Genomic DNA, 18,466 nt, shown 5'->3' on the forward strand with positions numbered 1-18,466 from the left:
CCATGAAATCGTTTTTCAACTTATTCTCTGACGCGCTTGTTTCCTCCTTTGGATGGATGCTGGTTCATTCACTTTGGCAAGGTGCTTTGCTCGTATTAGTTGCCAGCATTGCGTTATATCTGTTGCGAAAAAGCCCGGCAACAGTTCGTTACACGGTGGGAATTCTGACACTTTCTACTCAGGTCATTTCATCGCTAGTTACTTTTTTCTATTATTATTTCAATGCTGCTCCAAAGGTTTTAAGTACTGCATTGAAAAACACAGCGCATAACGTATCCGACTGGAAAACATTAACTTACGAACTTTCACTAACTTCAAAAGTTCAGCTTTGGCTCGCGACACATATCCAGGAACTTGTCATTTGCTGGCTTATTGGCGCAGCTGTTTTGGTCGCAAGATTTCTGGGAGGATGGATTTACACCGAATATCTTCGTCATAATGCACGATTGGTTATGAACAAAGAATGGAGAGCAAGATTTGGGGTTTTAACAGCAAAATTAAAAGTTTATCAATCCATAGAACTGAAAGAATCTTCGAAAATTTTGACTCCGATGGTGATAGGGACTTTGCAGCCGGTAGTATTAATCCCAATCGGACTATTGCTGGGTTTTCCAACGGCTCAAATCGAAGCCATTCTTGCGCATGAACTGGCACATATCCGTCGCCATGATTATCTGATCAATATGCTTCAATCTTTTGTTGAAGTCGTTTTCTTCTTTCATCCGGCACTTTGGTGGCTGTCCGAGCGTGTCCGCGTTGAGCGTGAGCATTGCTGCGATGATTTAGCTATTGAAGCTTGCGGAGATCGCCTTTCATTGGCGCATGCATTGGTTGGAATTGCTGAATTTAAAACAAATCATTCATTGGCTGTGGCTTTTGCTTCTAAAAAACCTCTTTTGTTACAACGTGTAAAACGCGTATTGGGCGTTGCTCCCAAGTCGGCCAGGATCTTTGGCGGCTTGCCAGTTACGATGTTATTTGTTGCCGCATTGATCGGTGTGTCCGTTTATGCAGTTGGGCAGGATACGATTAAAAAGAAAAAGGCAAAAGCAAAAACACATCAGGTTGCTTCAAGACAATCTAAATATGTTACTGTAAGAGATGAATACAGGACAGTCGTGGATGCTGAACAGGAGATTAATACTGAAATACCGGAGATCGATGAAAACATCAATGTAAACATTAATGAAGATTTTGATGGATCAGACTTTCTGTTGATGAACGATTCTCTTAAAAGTAAGATGAATGAATTCCATCAAAAAATGGCTGTTTTACAGAAACAAATGGAGCCGCTGCAAAGCCGTATGCATGAGCTTCAACTTGAAATGGAAAAACGCCAGTTTGAAATGGAGCATTTTGACAGAGACCGCGAAAAAATTGATTGGAAAAAAGATAATGCGAATGAGATCCGTCAGGGATTGCTGGAAAAACGATCTAATCTTTTGCATCCTGATATTAAATCCAAAACGAAGTTAAATGAGGCAGAACTTGAAAAACAACTGGCTGATTTTGAACAGCAGATTAAAGCGCAGGAACAAGTCATTACCAAACTAAATGCTGACCTTGCAAATAACCTGAAAGAAGGTGAAAAAGCGGGTGAACCTTATCGCGACATGGAAAAAGAAATGGATCAATTGAGCGGTAAGATGGATGAAATCGGGAAGGATATGGGACTGGCGTCTCTTGGAATTGAAAAATTATACCCTGCGCCGCCAAGACCGGCAAGGGCACCAAAAGCACCAAAAATGAAGTCAAAACCTGCCGTTGCAGCACCAGCGGCTCCGGCCGCACCGGCACTTTCTCCAAAAACACCACCAGCACCACCTTCTCCGGCCAGAAGATAAATTGAATGTTTAAACAAATCGGCGTATTGCAAATGACAGCAATACGCCGATTTCTCTTTGAACCCAATCTTTTATTTATTAACCAAAGGCGAAACTTTCTGACCAATGATTTCAATCGATTTCATCAGTTTTTCATGTGATATTCCGGCATTGTCCATTTGAAATGTTAGTCGTGATATCCCGCCAAGGGCTTCACTATGGCGAAGTATTTTCTCTGCAACTTCTTCCGGCCCACCTACTAATAATGCACCTTCCGGTCCCATTTGAGATTCAAATCGTGCCCTTGTCATTGGAGGCCAGCCACGTTCTTTCCCGATTTTAGTGAATGATTCTGAATATCCCGGAAAAAATTCTTCAATTGCTACTTCCGTGGAATCACTCACATAACCAAGCGAATGCAGACCAACCTGAAGTTCTTCCGGTTTAAATCCTGCCCTTTTCCCCGCTTCTCTATACAAATCAACCAACGGACGGAAACGATGTGTTTCCCCACCGATAACAGCTACCATCAAAGGCAAACCCAGCATACCGGCACGGATAAAAGATTCCGGCGTACCACCCACACCTAACCAGATCGGTATTTTTTCCTGTAATGGTCGTGGGTAAACAGGCTGATTCTGCAACGCAGGACGAAATTTTCCAGACCAGGTTATAAACTCATTATCCCGGATTTTAAGTAACAGATCCAGTTTCTCTGAAAACAATTTATCATAATCTTGCAAGTTCAATCCAAATAAAGGAAAAGCATCCGTAAAAGAACCACGACCTACAACCATTTCGGCTCTTCCCTGAGAGATCAGATCCAGCGTCGCAAAATTTTGAAAAACTCTGACCGGATCAGCAGCACTCAATACCGTTACGGCACTTGTCAAACGAATTTTCTTCGTACGAGAAGCGGCGGCGGCCAGTATCATCGAAGGCGCCGAGTCCAGAAATCCTTTCCGGTGATGTTCGCCAATTCCAAATACATCAAGACCGGAATAATCCGCGTGTTCTATTCTTTCCAGCAACTGAGCCATTGCATCCACATCATCAATTGCCGTTACCGCTTCACCACTGAACATGGCGGCGAAACTATCAATTCCTATTTCCATGGTATTCCTTTGACAATGTTTGTTTCTCAAATAAAATGTAAAGTTACCCGTATTAGCCCGTAAAAAAGTCAATGCTATACAATAGGACCGTCAATATCCTTTTGTATAGCACTGTATTATTGAATTCTATATATCGAATTTATTCCACCTCAATCACCACATCATCACTCATGGGATGCGCCACGCAGGTTAGAATAAAACCTTCTTTTAATTCCGCTTCTGATAAAGCATCTTCCTCGTCCAATGTCACTTTTCCGGATACACAGCGGCCCATACAGGCCGTGCACATTCCGGCCTGACAAGAATACGGAAGATCAATATCCATGTTCATTGCCGCTTCCAGCACCGTTTCATAAGGTTTTACGGGCACTTTATATTCCGTTCCTTCATAAAAAAGCGTAATCTCGTGCGTTTTGGGGGAATCGTCGGTTTCTTCCAAGGTTACTTCTCCCGGTTTTGATGCAGTAGCAGTCAGGAAACTTTCCTGTCTGATTTTATTTAACGCAACGCCTCTGATGGCCAAAGCACGGTTTGCTTCTTCCATCATATCTTCGGGGCCGCATAGAAAATATTCGGCTTCGCTGACCTTCAAATCCGGCAAACCTTCCATGATTTTCAGGATATGGCTTTTATTCAAACGGCCACGTTCTCCTGCCCAATTGTCGTCTGGCTGACTCAGCGTATAAACTACCTTGAATCGCTCTTTATATTTTTCCTTAAGAGCCTTGATTTTATCCTTAAAAATAATGCTTAATTCAGTCCGGCTGCCGTAGATTAGTACAACTTCACTTTCCTGTTCAACCATTAAAATGGATTTGGCGATCGAAAACAATGGCGTGATTCCACTTCCTGCGCCGATAAAAACAACCTGACGGGTTTGGTCATCCTCCTGTTTTGGAAAAAATATTCCCATGGGCTCCATGGCTTCAAGCACATCGTCTACTTTTATAGTATCCAGTAAATAATTGGAAGCAAATCCACCTGGAACACGTTTGATCGTGATTGCTAAGGAAACGTCTGTATAAGGAGAACTGGACATGGAGTAGGAACGACGCACTTTTTTGTCTCCATCCGGCAAAAGAAGCGTAATAAATTGTCCGGGACGATAGGCAACTACTTCATTGAGAGGATGCCAAAAATGGATTGTAGATGCATCTTCCGTTTCTTTTTCTATTTCTTTAACCTTTAAAAAATAATATTTGCTCATGGTGATTTGGCGGTCGGCTTTCGGCTATCAGCTGTCAGTCCTTTGATATTTCAGAGTTTATGGTGCTTTTAACCTTTAACAAGGAATTAGCAAAGGTAATTCGCCTGGGTAAAGAAAAAGCCTCATGGTATTGAAAAATCCATGAGGCCGGCAATAAATTTGTTCTATATTATTTCAAAGTTGCAACCGCATCTTTGATTCTTTGTACTGCTTCTGCCAATGATTCATCAGCTGCGGCAGTTGAAATCCGGATACAATTTGGCGCACCAAAACCTGAACCTGCTACGGTTGAAACGTAAGAATTGTTTAACAACCAGTTTGCAAAATCGTCTGAATCCTTGATAACATTGGTTCCGTCAGATTTTCCGAAGTAGTAACTTACATCCGGAAATGCGTAGAACGCTCCGTCAGGAACATTTACTTTGAAACCAGGAATTTCTTTTAACAAACCAACAACAAGATCACGACGACGGGCATATGCCTTTGTCATTTCTTTGGTTGCATCCAACGGACCGTTAAAAGCAGCCGTAGCAGCTTTCTGGGCGATTGAATTTGTACCGGAAGTAACTTGTCCCTGCAATTTTTCAACACCGTCAGCGATCCATTTTGCAGCACCGATAAACCCGATTCTCCATCCTGTCATAGCAAATCCTTTCGCTACTCCGTTTACAGTGATCACCCGGTCTTTCAATGCAGGAATTGATCCCATGCTGAAATGTCCTTCCTCTGTGAAGTTGATATATTCGTAAATTTCGTCAGCCAAAACATAAATTCCTTCATGTTTTTCCAAAACTGCACCTATCTCTCTCAATTCAGCTTCTGAATAAACAGCACCGGTCGGATTGTTAGGAGATGCATACATCACCACTTTCGTACGAGGTGTAATTGCAGCTTCCAATTGTGCAGCCGTAACTTTGAAACCATTTTCAAAAGCACCTTCTACGATCACAGATTTCCCTTCCGCCAGTTTCACCATTTCGGAGTAACTAACCCAATACGGAGCGAAGATAAGTACCTCATCACCTGGGTTTACCAAAACCTGGATCACGTTGGCCAGAGAATGTTTAGCTCCTGTAGAAACCACGATATTTTCAGGTTTCCAATCTATATTATTGTCGCGCTTAAGCTTATCAGCAATCGCCTTTCGTAAATCAGGGTAACCTGCTACCGGCGAATATCCATGAAATCCATCGTCAATTGCCTTCTTGGCAGCCTCACAAATAAATGCGGGCGTTTTGAAGTCTGGCTCTCCCACGCTCAGACTGATCACTTTGTGGCCTTGGGCAGCCAATTCACGGGCCATTTTCGTCATTGCCAACGTTGAAGATTCTTCGAGGGCATTGATACGGTCGGCCAGCACCTGGGTTTGCTCTGCTACTGCGGACATTGCAACAAAAATTAAGTTAAATGAAAATATTTCATTTGAGATTTGAACCTGTCGCAGGTCAATATCAACAAATTGCCCGCAAAGTTACGGGTTTTTTGGAAGTAGCGTAAGAAATAGGAGCGGTTAAAGAAAAAAAAGAATATATGCCTGAAAAATATCTCCTATACCAGATGATTAAACTTCCTGTTAAAACAAATTAATAATCTGTTAACCAAACATTTACTTCCTTACTTCAATAGAATTTTCAACAATAACTTTTAATTCATCAGAGTCGAAAGTTAGCGGTTCGATCACTCCATCAATATTTTCGAGTTTAATCAATAAACCCGGTATTGCAGCGCCATCTTCCTCGTTGACAGTTTTCCCAAAAGCTTTGATATTATCAATGCTATGCGTTGCAGCAAATACCTGGATATTTTGATCTTTTGCAATTGCTGAAATAAGCAGCCAAAGCTCTCCCTCTACGCCATAATGGAAGCCATTCTCTATCTCGTCAATCAGGACAATACCATTTTGTGATGTACTTAATGCCAGTAGAATCGTAAGAATTCTATGCACTCCACTGCCCATCCGTAACAACGCAACGGTTTTTCCATTCTTAAAAGTCGCAATCGGATTGCGCAGATTATCGGCCAGAAAATCAATTTCTAAAATTCGATCGTCAATCTTTTTCAAGAAATTTAACGCTTTCTCTGTAATAAAATCATTAAAACAATCGAAAGAGTTTTCACGCAGCAGACTTTGTATACTGGAATGTGCCCTTATAAATTTTACATTCTGCGGATTCAAAATTTCGTCATCTGACAGTAAATCTGTCGCCACATCATTAACAATTATCCTTTCCGCCGATTGAATTTCTTTCTGCGAAGCATAGAAAAAAATGGATTCAAGGAAATTTGTTTTTCCGGTATTATTCTTTCCTGTGATCAGATTTAACTGACCTACTAAATCTATATTGAGGTTTTTAAGATTACGATAGTTCTGGATTTCAATGGAAGCGATCATACTAATCAGATACAAAATTTACCTATTAACCATTTGTTTAATTCAACAGATTAACAAACACATTTTTTTCAAAAAACCTCTCCCAGATTCACAAACAAACCACGCGAACCTTTCGTCCCGAAGCCATAATCAACAGCGATATTTGTTCTCGACGTTTTGTTGATTTTCAGTCGGATTCCAAGGCCTCCTCCCGGAGCTATTTTATCAAATTTTCTGGTTGGCCAGTTGGAAAAACTTTGCGCATTACCAAAAACGACACCACCAATCAATCCATTTTGAGTTAATGAAAACCGGTATTCCGACTCAAAATATAACATATTCGGACTTCTGAACCTTCCCTGAATATATCCGCGACCGGTATTATTTGATGGATCCCAGGCAGTACTTGGCAGATCCAGATAAGGCGGTTTGCCTGACAAAGTCAGCCAGTTGAAATCCCAAAATGCCAGTGTATTTCTGCTTCCACGAGGAAAGTTTACATATTTCCGAAATTCCAAAACCAGCGATTCCCAATTTGTATTGCTGCCCAACACTTTCAGATTATTTCGATAACGCGCGTTTGCGTATAATCCGCCTTGTGGATTTATTGAATTTCTACGGCTGTCATACAAAACATTTGCAACCACACCGGAAGAAACAGATTTCGGCGGCAAGCCATAAGATGAAACATCTTCGTTCATTCCTTCCTGCTTAATTTTCCAACGATAATCGAGATGATAGCCAAGACCCAGGTAAAATGCGCCTGTGATCTTTTTTAAAACTGTCTGATGCAGACGAACATGTGAATAATCGATTTGATCAGCATTTTCTACTAAGCTGTGGCCTCCCAAACCATAGGTGTCCTGTGGATATTTGAAGTAACGCCAGTCGACAATTATGTTATAACCATTGTTTTTTGTCCAGATATTTGTCTGAATGGGAATAGTAATTTGGTTATACTGGGAATAGTTAAAACTGGTACTGACGCTCGAAATATTTGTTGCCGAGGAATCGCTTAAATAAAATGCAGCATTGGCACTTAACAGACCTACAAATCCTGTCGAAAGTGTATATCCGACAGCCGGAACCATGGAATAAAGAATTTTTCGGGGTTTTTTATCTCTATTTTTTGTTAAATCCCTTTTTCGTTTGAGCTGGCCAAGAATATCCATAATATCTTTATCCTCGACTTTGTCAACAATGCCGGCGCTATCAGGCATAACACTCGTTTCTACTCGATTGGAATTTTGAGCGGGTACGACAGTCTGCGCTAGAACATTCCCAAAAAAAGCTCCGCAAATTGAAAAGGAAAAAAGAAATAAAAGGACTTTGAACAAGTTTACAAATCAAGTTAAATGAGATCAAATGTAGCTCAAAATACAAATTTCATACCCGCAAATAAAAGATCTAAGCTTTTTCTAAGTCTGAAAGAAAGATCCATTATAAAGACCGATATAGCAAAAAAGCCGCCAGCTCTAAGTAGAACTGACGGCTATAAAAGTGTTTACCTGTATTATATTAAGCTAATGCAGCTTGCAAATTGTCGTTGATTGCTTCAAGGAATTCTTCGGTGTACAGATAGTGCTCCCCGTGATTCACTTTATTTCCATGAATACAAACAGCTAAATCTTTTGTCATTTTACCGCTTTCAACCGTTTCAATACAAACTCTTTCCAAAGTCTGGCAGAAATCGATAAGCTCCTGGTTGCCATCTTGCTTGCCACGGAATTCTAATCCACGTGTCCATGCAAAGATTGACGCAATCGGGTTAGTAGAAGTTGGTCTTCCTTTTTGGTGCTCGCGGTAGTGACGAGTCACTGTTCCGTGTGCCGCCTCAGCTTCCAAAGTTTTTCCATCCGGAGTCAACAATACCGAAGTCATCAAACCAAGAGAACCGAATCCTTGTGCAACTGTATCCGACTGAACGTCACCATCATAGTTTTTACAAGCCCAGACAAAGTTACCTTCCCATTTAAGCGCAGAAGCAACCATGTCGTCGATCAAACGGTGTTCGTAATGTACCTTTCCTGCAAATTCAGCATCGTAAACTTCCTGGAAAATATCTTTGAAACGACCGTCGTATTTTTTCAAAATGGTGTTTTTAGTTGAAAGGTATAAAGGCCAACCTTTACCCATTGCAACATTGAAACAAGAACGCGCAAAACCACGGATCGACTCATCTACGTTGTACATCGCCATCGCAACACCCGGGCCCTGGAACTGATACACTTCGTGCTCAATTACTTTTCCATCTTCGCCCTCAAACTTAACTGTAAGTTTTCCCTTTCCTGGTACAACGAAATCTGTTGCTTTATATTGATCGCCGAAAGCGTGACGGCCAACGATGATAGGAGCAGTCCAGTTTGTTACCAAACGAGGTACGTTGCTCATTACGATAGGCTCACGAAAAACGGTTCCATCCAAAATATTACGGATCGTTCCGTTTGGAGATTTCCACATTTGTTTCAGGTTGAACTCCGTTACGCGGTCTTCGTCAGGGGTAATTGTAGCACATTTGATACCTACACCATATTCTTTAATCGCATTAGCAGCGTCGATCGTTACCTGATCGTTTGTTTCATCGCGATATTCAACGCCTAAATCGTAGTACTTGATATCTACGTCAAGGTATGGTAAAATAAGTTTTTCTTTAATAAACTTCCAGATGATTCTAGTCATCTCATCACCGTCTAACTCAACTACGGGATTTGCAACTTTGATTTTGCTCATGATTATTATTTACTATTCGAAAGTTAAAGATATTGAAATGCGACGGTGAAAGTACAAATAATAGACTGAAAAGGCGAAACACAACGGGAAGTAAGTTTGAATTTATAATTCATCCTTTCAAATTTTGTATTACACCACTCTTGCTATTATCATATAAAAAGCGGCTAAAAACCCGATCTACCCGGTTTCTCACAAAATGTAAACGATCGCCGGATAAATTTTATAATATTGAAACCTAATAATATCCCGTCCATTAATCTCTCAACCGAATTATGAATAAATCCCTTCTGCGTTCAGAGTTTTTACAAAAGAGGAAGGAACTTTCTGACAAGGAAATTGAAGACAAAAACGAAGCAATACTGAAAAACAGCAAACATTTTTTTGAAACAATTGGAATAAAAACGATTCATATATTTCTGCCCCAACTCGGTAAAAGTGAAATTGATACCTGGAGAATCATTTCTTTCCTACGTAGTTTCGATCAGTTAAAAATCATTTCACCGCGAGTTATTCCCGGTACTAGGGAAATGGAACATTATCTATTAACATCGGAAACAATATTGAGAAATAATCAATGGAAAATTCCTGAACCGGATCCCGAAACTTCGCTCAAAGTTTTGCCCAGCGATATTGACGCTGTCCTTATCCCACTTTTAGCTTTTGATAAAAAAGGATTTCGGGTAGGGTATGGCGGAGGTTATTATGATAGGTTTTTAGCTCAATGTAAGCCTACTGCTTTAAAAATTGGCGTTTCATTTTTTGAGCCTGTTGAGGAAATCAGCGACCTGGATGCTTATGACGTACCAATGGATTTCTGCATCACACCTTCTTCAATTCTGAATTTTACCAATACAGACAGTGCTCCGATTTAATTTTAGAAATAAAATTTTTTCTATTCTCATGTTTCCTTGAAAAATAAGAAGTGCGACTAAGGAATTAAAATAACCAATTCCAGCATAAATGTCCATTTTCAAACTTTTAGAAAACATGAAACACTTTCGTACTTATTTATCGGTAATTGTCTTGATCGCGTCGATGACCTTGATTTCCTGTAGCAAGGATGATGACGAGGCAGTAAATGTAAAGCCTAGTGAAAATATTATGACCACTCTTTTGCAGGAACCTACCTGGACCCAAACGACTGCCTCCGCTGTTTCCTGGGAATTAGGATATGTTTTCAGTACTTCTTCAACAGGTAAAATCACAAAACTAAGCTGTAAAATGCCAGAGCCGGGTTCTTATACCGTATCATTATGGGATCAAACAACCAAGACTCTGCTTCGTCAAAAGACATTGGAACAATCTACTCCTGAGAAATTTGTAGAATCCGGTATTGATGAATTTCTCGTTGAAAAGGATAAAAAATATGTAATCAGCATTAATACAGTTGTCGGTGGAAGTGCCAAAAAGTTTTTTACCATTTCAAATGCTAACACAAATATTTTTCCAATTGCACGTGGCAGTATTCTCGTTCAATCCTCTGTTTATAAAGCAATTGCAACGCCGAAATTTCCCGACGGAGGAGCTGAAACAGGCAGAATGTATGGATTCGCTGATTTTACTTTCATTCCAGACTAAAAGTAAAAACACTTTATCAGACCTGGATGTTCAGCAATTTACTCGACTGTTATCCGGGTTTTGTTTTTTAGAGACATAATTTAGTATCTGAGAGCAGAAATGTGCTGCCTTGTCGCTAGTATGTATATCACAATTCTCAATATTATTGAAAGTGATTCACAGCCAACTATTACTATTGTCGATTAAATTGTTGTCCTGAAGCATTTGTACAACAAAAACACAGTTTCCTATTAATTTTCATCGTAAATTTGCACCACTTTTCAGAACCAGGTCATTTTGACCAAATTCGTTGAGTAACAGACAATTTTACAAATCACATAAATCTTGGTTTTAGAATGAAAATTGCAGTAGTAGGCGCTACCGGTCTGGTAGGCGGCGAAATCCTCAAAGTGCTCGAAGAGCGTAATTTCCCCGTGACGGAATTATTGGCCGTTGCATCTGAAAGATCTGTTGGTAAGGAAGTTACATTCAAGGGTAAACAGATTAAGGTAATCGGATTTGAGGATGCCATCGCAGCCAAACCTGAAATCGCGATATTTTCTGCCGGTGGCGGTACTTCACTAGAACTTGCTCCAAGATTTGCCGAGGCTGGAATTACTGTTATTGATAATTCATCCGCGTGGAGAATGGACCCTACGAAAAAACTGGTAGTGCCAGAAATCAATGCAGTGACTCTGACAAAAGAAGATAAAATTATAGCGAATCCAAACTGCTCTACTATTCAGATGGTGGTGGTTTTGAATCCGTTACACCAGAAATATAAAATCAAACGCGTTGTTGTTTCGACATACCAATCAGTAACGGGTACTGGAAAGGCGGCCGTTGATCAGCTTTTTGCAGAACGCTCAGGCGATCACAGCGTATCGAAAGTTTATCCTCATCCGATCGATTTAAATGTTTTGCCTCATATCGATGTATTCCTTGATAATGGTTACACCAAAGAGGAAATGAAGATGACGAATGAAACGAAGAAAATTATGGGTGACGACAGTATCGCAGTAACGGCAACAACTGTTCGTATTCCTACCATCGGTGGTCACTCGGAAGCTGTTAATATCGAATTTGAAAATGAATTTGATCTTGACGAAGTTCGCCAAATTTTGAGTGAAGCAGAAGGCGTGATCATTCAGGATGATCCGAAAAATTTCCTTTATCCAATGCCATTGACAGCACATGGAAAAGACGAAACCTTTGTTGGTCGTATCCGTCGTGATGAATCTCAGCCAAAAACTTTGAATTTGTGGATCGTTGCTGATAACCTTCGTAAAGGAGCCGCTACCAACACCGTTCAAATCGCTGAATTCCTTGCAAAACATGATTTAGTTGGTATTGGGCAGGAAGCATAAGGTTTTCAAATAAGTTATAAACAAGAACAGAGTGGTCAGATGATCACTCTGTTCTTGTTTATAACTTATTTGAAAATGATCTTATTCACCAGATTTTATCAGGCAGATCGCTCCATCGGAGAACTCTGTTTATATCATAGAATTTAAATTGCAATTTGTTTCCTCCGGAGGAGTATCCTTTAAATTTCGGAAGGCTCCGATAGAGTCGAAATGTGTTAGTTACATGTTTTTTATAAACAGCAGGCCTCGAAAGACGCTATTTTTGATCCATGATTTTAATGTAAGGAAAAAATATTATTACCGGTCAACCTCACCCATTACTACATCAATAGATCCAATAATCGCTACCAAATCTGCCAACAATGCACCTTTTGACAACTCTCCAATTACTGAAAGATTATTAAACGAACATGCTCTGGCTTTGCATCGGACAGGTATATCCGAGCGACCGTCTGTACGGAAGAAAAATCCTAATTCTCCTTTTGGGTTTTCAGCACGAACGTAAAAATCCATTGCTTTGGGACGAATTTTTTTAGGAACAGCAGCTTGCGGGTCAAAAGAAGGCGTACGTTTATGGGTGTCCAGAAGCTGAGCCAGACTTTGTTCAATAATTTTTACCGATTCCCAACACTCAACAACACGAACCCAGGTACGGTCCCAGCAATCACCAACAGTTCCCATTTTGCCTTCGCCAATGGGAATATCGAAATCTAAATCGGGATATACTGAGTAACCATCTACCCGACGTAAATCATACCGTAAACCGGAGCCACGAAGCATCGGGCCTGTGCAGCCATAATTTATTGCAACCGGCAATGGAAGAACGCCGACATTTGCTGTTCGCTGGATAAATATTTTATTATCAACGACAAGCTGCTGCAATTCGATAATTTTTGGTTTCAGGTATTTGATAAATTCAGCACAACGCTCTTCAAACCCTACAGGAAGATCATAAAACAAACCGCCAATCCAGATGTAATTATATAGCATTCTTGCTCCGCTTACCCATTCCAATAAGCGTAAAATCTGCTCTCGGTCACGCATCATCCATAAGAAAGGCGTGTAGGCACCGATGTCCATAGCATACGTTCCTAGCGCGACAAAGTGAGAAGCGAGCCGGTTTAATTCTGCAACAACAACACGGATATATTCAATTCTTTTCGGAATATCATTTTCAATTCCAAGCATCCTTTCCACTCCCATTACATAAGCGTGTTCCGAGTTAATGGCAGCTACATAATCCATTCGGTCTACGTATGGAATAATCTGATTGAAGGGCAGTGCTTCTGCGTGTTTTTCAAAACAACGATGAAGGTAACCGATATGAGGCACTACGTCAACCACTACTTCACCGTCCGTTACCACTTCCAACCTTAACACTCCATGCGTCGACGGATGTTGAGGTCCCATATTCAACACCATCTCCTCAGTACGAAGCGTTTCGGAGTTGTATTTATTTGGAGCAGAAACAGAAAGATACTCTGGACGATATTCGTATTGAATGGCGTTACTCATACTATTTGTTTATTTTTCTTTCGGAAAGTCTTACCAAATATAGAAACAAAAACCTTGCTGAATTGATTACGAAGGAATTCGTGTCAATTGATAAATTAAATTAAAGAGTCTGTTATTATTTCAAAAGCGCTGCAATTTCTGATCAAATACCTCAACCTTTAACGGCCCGATTGGACGGCCTTCATTATGCAGTCGATCAACTGCTGTGATATAATAAACATATCTTTTTCCCACTTGTATCGTCGTATCAACGAATTTCTCGCCTTCATATGCCATCCCAAGAATCTTCCTTGGATCATGTGCAGAAGGTTTTTCACTTGGATCAAACCGATAAATGACATAATAAGTTGCCGTTTCCCCGTCAGTTGCAGGATCCGGCTTTTCCCAGAATAATTCAAGTCCGTTATTTAAAAGCGTCGCTTTTAAACTCTTGGGAGTAAGCGGGGGAATAGCATCTTTCCAGGACATTGTCGGGACAAGTGCGGGGTAACGGAACAAATCAGTCCTCAAACTATCAACGAAACCAAGATTGTTATTTTTAAGCGAACGTGAGCTGAAGAATATCGTTCCTTCCGCTTCATTCTCTCGTGAATACCGAACCTGATTTGGCAATTCTGTAGGGTTCGCCCATTGGGTATCTTTCTCTTTTCCACCAACCCGGTAAGCACCTACACCTACATAAAAATGACGTCCATAACAATTTTCCGTCCACCAATCGACAAGATTTCTGTATGGTACTTTCCCAAATTTCGAAGAAAAGTAAACCTGCGGTGCGATATAATCGACCCAGCCTTCACGAACCCATTTCCGGCTGTCTGCGAAAAGGTCGTCGTAAGAAGCAAGTGCTCCATAGGTTTTTGAGCCTTCAGAATCCGTACCTTTATTTCTCCATACTCCGCAGGGGCTGATTCCGAATTTTATCTTTGGATTAACCTGCATCAGCGCTTCATGGATCTGTTTTACGAGCAAATCCACGTTATTCCTGCGCCAGTCATTTTTATTCGTAAAACCTCGTCCATATTGTCTGAAAGTAGCATCATCATAAATGACCTGCCCTGCTACAGCGTATGGATAAAAATAATCATCGAAATGGATTCCGTCTACATCGTAGTTTTTGGCAACGTTTACTGCAATTTCCGTAATGAACTGACGAACCTCCGGTATACCGAAATTAAATAATTTATATCCGTCATAACTTAGTATCCAGTCCGGATGAAGACGGCTTATATTGTCAGAAGATATACTTTTAGAAGACTTATGGACCAATCGGTTTAGATTTAACCATGCATGAAATTCAAGACCGCGGCGATGCGATTCATGAATCATAAATTCCATCGGATCCCACATAGGTTCCGGCCTTCTCCCTTGCTGACCCGTCAGCCATTCGGACCATGGTTCAGAACTTTTTGCATAAAAAGCATCCCCTGCGGCACGTACCTGAACAAAAACTGCGTTCATTCCTACCCGCTTATGAAAATCAAGCAGCGCAGAAAACTCATTACGTTGTTCATCGGGCACAAGATTTTTACTGCTAGGCCAATCGATATTATCAACCGTGGCGATCCAAACAGCTCTAAATTCCCGTTTTGGAGGATAAACAGGCTCAAAATCTGTACTTTGGGCCTTACATCCTTGAAGCAAAAAAATGGTCAGCAATAAAGAAAACGCAATAATTGGAATTTTTTTCACTATAAAACGCATGCAAAATGTTAATCCGATCAAAGTAACGTATTTTAGTCCAAAGTTAGCCGAGAACTTGCTTAATTTGTCGTAACGGCAAATAAACATGTCCATTATATTGCTATTGTGAATTATTTTTCTGGATATTTATTGTGTAATTACAAGGAATTTTTGTGACAAACCCTCAGGAAATTACCCTTTACATATACAGCTATAACGTTTTAACCCATATCCCATATTGGAACCATTTGTAAAAACAACTAAAAAAAACGTCCTTTTTGAAATAGCCTGGGAGGTTTGCAATCAGGTCGGTGGGATTTATACCGTTATCAGAACCAAAGTGCCGGCAATGGTGGAAAAATGGGAAGATAATTATTACTTGCTAGGCCCATACTTTGAGAAAAAGGCATCTGCCGAGTTTGAAGAGATTACAGATCTTGATGATTGCAATGTTGGAAGAACAGTACGCAGAATGCGGGAGCTGGGGTACACTGTGCATTATGGTTTTTGGCTGGTAACCGGGAAACCACGTGTCGTGCTATTCGATTTGGAAAGTATCGCTCATGAACTTGATGTGGTAAAGTATAACCTCTGGGAAAAAAACCGCATTTCTACCATTAATGTAGAGCCTTTGGTTAACCAGACATTATGTTTTGGTGAAATGGTACGTATTTATCTGAAAGAATATGCAGAGGAAAATGCGCGAAGAGAGGATATTTCTGCACAGTTTCATGAATGGATGGCTAGCAGCGGTCTTCCTGATTTAAAACGTGAAAATATAAAGGTTGCGACAACCTTCACCACACATGCCACGATGCTTGGCCGCTATCTGGCGCAGAATGTGGATGGCTTTTACAGCAAACTTCCATTTTTCGATTGGGAACAGGAGGCAAAAAACTATGGCATCGTCACGCAGGCATCCATTGAAAGACAAGCTGCGCTGAGTGCACATGTTTTGACAACGGTAAGTGATGTAACTGCACGTGAATGTGAAGTCTTTCTTGGTAGAATGCCTGACCTGGTTACACCAAATGGACTTAATGTGGTTCGTTTCCAAGCTGTCCACGAGTTTCAGAATCTGCATTTAAAATATAAGGAACGTATTCACGAGTTTGTCTTGGGTCACTTTTTCCCGAGCTATTCATTTGATCTGGACAAGACACTTTATTTCTTTACGTCCGGCCGCTACGAATATAGCAATAAGGGTTATGATCTAACTCTTGAAGCACTGGCCAGACTTAACTGGAAAATGGTTCAGGCGAATATGGATATGACGGTTGTGATGTTCATTGTGACAAAACAACCGTATTATTCTGTAAACCCTGACGTTCTTCAATCCCGTGCGGTTCTAAATGAGTTGCAGGAAACTTGTACCGCTATTGAAAAAGAAGTTGGGGAAAAACTTTTTCTCGCGGCAGCTTCCGGTGCAGACCATAAAATGCCGGATCTGAATAGTTTTGTTGATGAATACTGGCGCCTACGTTTACGCCGGACGATTCAAACCTGGAAAACAGATAAGTTACCTGCGTTTGTTACGCATGATTTGAAGCAAGAAGACGGAATCACCGATTTTTGTAAAAAAGCCAATCTTGTAAATAACGAGCGTGACCGCGTAAAGATCGTTTATCATCCGGATTTTATCTCTTCAACCAATCCGTTATTTGGTCTGGACTATGGTCAGTTTGTTCGCGGATGTCACCTTGGAGTGTTTCCGAGCTACTATGAACCATGGGGCTATACTCCACTGGAATGCGTAGTTCGTGGAGTTCCAACGGTTACGAGTGATCTTTCGGGATTTGGTGATTACATCATGCAAATCATGAGGGATTATGAAAATCGTGGTATCTACGTGATCAACCGTAAATCGCAGACATATGCTCAGGCAGCGGATCAAATGGCTGATATCCTTTTCAAATTTGTTAAAATGCAACGTCGCGACCGTATCATGCAGCGAAACCGTGTTGAAAATATTTCGGACGTTTTCGACTGGATGAATCTAAGATCGTATTATGATACAGCGCACGATCTGGCAACAAAGCGGAGAAAACCTTGATCTTATTCTCTAAATAACGCAGACAGTTTAAAATATTGATGAGGCCCACAGTGCAAATTCACGCATATGTGGGCCTTTTTAATGTTATCTCTCTCCTTGAATTTCTAAAAAAATTCAAGACCTTCACCATAGCATATCCATACCAAATCGCATGAATTACGTAGAAGTACAACTCGAACTCGAATCTGAATTTACAGAAATACTAATGGCCGAACTGGCGGAGGCTGGATTTGAATCTTTTGTCGAAACAGATGAAGGACTTTCGGCTTATATCCCGGAAGAAGATTTTAATGAAGCAGTCTTGCAGGAGCTAATTGCCAAATACAGTGAGACTACCGCAATAGCAAGTTCATGGAAATCGTTAGAAAGAAAGAACTGGAATGAGGAGTGGGAAAGAAGTTACGAGCCTATTGAAGTAGGTAAAGATATCCGCGTCCGGGCCACATTTCATGAGCCGGATCCTGAATTTACATATGACTTGTTGATTCAGCCTAAAATGTCTTTTGGAACGGGGCACCATGAAACAACCTGGCTTGTTATGAACGAGCAGCTTCACCTGCCCCACGAAGGTCTTTCCATCATGGATGTGGGCTGCGGAACAGGTATTCTTGCCATTTTGGCGTCAAAATTAGGTGCAAAAAATTTACTTGGATTTGATATCGACGAGTGGGCTGTTGAAAATACCGCGGAAAATTTTGCAATGAACGGTTTGGGAGAAGAAGCGGAAGTTTTTAAAGGAACAATTAATGAAGTACCTGCTGACAAAAAATTCGGCGGAATTCTGGCCAATATTAACCGTAATATCCTGCTTGATGAGATTCCGAAATACGTTTCACATTTATTGCCGGGTGGATGGTTAGTTACCAGTGGATTTTATGAAATGGATCAGGCTGACATCGAAAACTGTGGAGCCGAAAATGGACTTACAAAATTGAGATCCAACACACGTAATCAGTGGGCGACTGTCATATTTGAAAAGAATAAATAGATAAATATTTAAGATACTGAATTTTAACTTCTGATTTTCAGTATCTTAAATTCACAACAC

General features: G+C 40.6%; 14 protein-coding genes. 6 read left to right on the forward strand and 8 right to left on the reverse strand.

The genetic code is table 11. From position 1 onward, the window contains the following. The first annotated feature begins 2 nt into the window (after positions 1-2). Positions 3-1,844 carry a M56 family metallopeptidase gene (locus BMY70_RS26685; protein ID WP_090340701.1) on the forward strand — a complete coding sequence of 614 codons (1,842 nt, stop codon included), beginning with the start codon at positions 3-5 and terminating at the stop codon, positions 1,842-1,844. A 71-nt stretch (positions 1,845-1,915) separates the two neighbouring features. On the opposite strand, the gene BMY70_RS26690 is transcribed toward BMY70_RS26685, so the two are convergent. The 6 genes from BMY70_RS26690 to BMY70_RS26715 all read right to left on the reverse strand — a co-directional run bounded on the left by BMY70_RS26690 (position 1,916) and on the right by BMY70_RS26715 (position 9,246). Then, positions 1,916-2,938 (reverse strand): LLM class flavin-dependent oxidoreductase, encoded by a 1,023-nt coding sequence (locus BMY70_RS26690; protein ID WP_090340703.1) that lies wholly within the window; start codon positions 2,936-2,938, stop codon positions 1,916-1,918. A gap of 139 nt (positions 2,939-3,077) precedes the next feature. Next, positions 3,078-4,145, reverse strand: coding sequence for a ferredoxin--NADP reductase (locus BMY70_RS26695; protein ID WP_090340706.1), 1,068 nt, complete (start codon positions 4,143-4,145; stop codon positions 3,078-3,080). A gap of 169 nt (positions 4,146-4,314) precedes the next feature. Further along, positions 4,315-5,532 carry a pyridoxal phosphate-dependent aminotransferase gene (locus tag BMY70_RS26700; RefSeq protein WP_090340708.1) on the reverse strand — a complete coding sequence of 406 codons (1,218 nt, stop codon included), beginning with the start codon at positions 5,530-5,532 and terminating at the stop codon, positions 4,315-4,317. A 219-nt stretch (positions 5,533-5,751) separates the two neighbouring features. Then, positions 5,752-6,537 (reverse strand): AAA family ATPase, encoded by a 786-nt coding sequence (locus BMY70_RS26705; RefSeq protein ID WP_090340712.1) that lies wholly within the window; start codon positions 6,535-6,537, stop codon positions 5,752-5,754. 68 nt (positions 6,538-6,605) lie between these two features. Next, positions 6,606-7,736: a BamA/TamA family outer membrane protein gene (locus BMY70_RS26710; protein WP_090340714.1), complete on the reverse strand. Its 1,131-nt coding sequence runs from the start codon at positions 7,734-7,736 to the stop codon at positions 6,606-6,608. A 298-nt stretch (positions 7,737-8,034) separates the two neighbouring features. Continuing rightward, the gene (locus BMY70_RS26715; RefSeq protein ID WP_090340717.1) at positions 8,035-9,246 is read right to left on the reverse strand and encodes an NADP-dependent isocitrate dehydrogenase; all 1,212 of its coding nucleotides are present in this window, start codon (positions 9,244-9,246) and stop codon (positions 8,035-8,037) included. Between the two features lie 272 nt (positions 9,247-9,518). Here BMY70_RS26715 and BMY70_RS26720 point away from each other — a divergent pair, with 272 nt between their 5' ends. The 3 genes from BMY70_RS26720 (at position 9,519) to BMY70_RS26730 (ending at position 12,170) form a co-directional block, all read left to right on the forward strand. Beyond that, positions 9,519-10,118 (forward strand): 5-formyltetrahydrofolate cyclo-ligase, encoded by a 600-nt coding sequence (locus BMY70_RS26720; RefSeq protein WP_090340720.1) that lies wholly within the window; start codon positions 9,519-9,521, stop codon positions 10,116-10,118. Positions 10,119-10,233: 115 nt separating this feature from the next. Beyond that, the gene (locus tag BMY70_RS26725; RefSeq protein WP_177197138.1) at positions 10,234-10,824 is read left to right on the forward strand and encodes a DUF4082 domain-containing protein; all 591 of its coding nucleotides are present in this window, start codon (positions 10,234-10,236) and stop codon (positions 10,822-10,824) included. Between the two features lie 335 nt (positions 10,825-11,159). After that, a complete protein-coding gene (locus BMY70_RS26730; RefSeq protein ID WP_090340726.1) occupies positions 11,160-12,170 on the forward strand; it encodes an aspartate-semialdehyde dehydrogenase in 1,011 nt (336 codons plus the stop codon). A 297-nt stretch (positions 12,171-12,467) separates the two neighbouring features. Here the strand turns inward: BMY70_RS26730 and BMY70_RS26735 are convergent, their stop codons facing one another. Then, positions 12,468-13,685 (reverse strand): NADH-quinone oxidoreductase subunit D, encoded by a 1,218-nt coding sequence (locus tag BMY70_RS26735; protein WP_090340732.1) that lies wholly within the window; start codon positions 13,683-13,685, stop codon positions 12,468-12,470. 120 nt (positions 13,686-13,805) lie between these two features. Further along, positions 13,806-15,479 carry a glycoside hydrolase family 10-like protein gene (locus BMY70_RS26740; protein WP_229209793.1) on the reverse strand — a complete coding sequence of 558 codons (1,674 nt, stop codon included), beginning with the start codon at positions 15,477-15,479 and terminating at the stop codon, positions 13,806-13,808. A gap of 124 nt (positions 15,480-15,603) precedes the next feature. Between BMY70_RS26740 and BMY70_RS26745 the strand changes: the two genes are divergently transcribed. After that, positions 15,604-17,418, forward strand: coding sequence for a glycosyltransferase (locus BMY70_RS26745; RefSeq protein WP_090340736.1), 1,815 nt, complete (start codon positions 15,604-15,606; stop codon positions 17,416-17,418). A 151-nt stretch (positions 17,419-17,569) separates the two neighbouring features. After that, positions 17,570-18,406, forward strand: coding sequence for a 50S ribosomal protein L11 methyltransferase (gene prmA, locus BMY70_RS26750; protein ID WP_143072160.1), 837 nt, complete (start codon positions 17,570-17,572; stop codon positions 18,404-18,406). Positions 18,407-18,466 lie beyond the last annotated feature (60 nt).

The organism is Dyadobacter koreensis (assembly GCF_900108855.1).
In the GTDB taxonomy this organism is placed as follows: Bacteria; Bacteroidota; Bacteroidia; order Cytophagales; family Spirosomataceae; genus Dyadobacter; species Dyadobacter koreensis.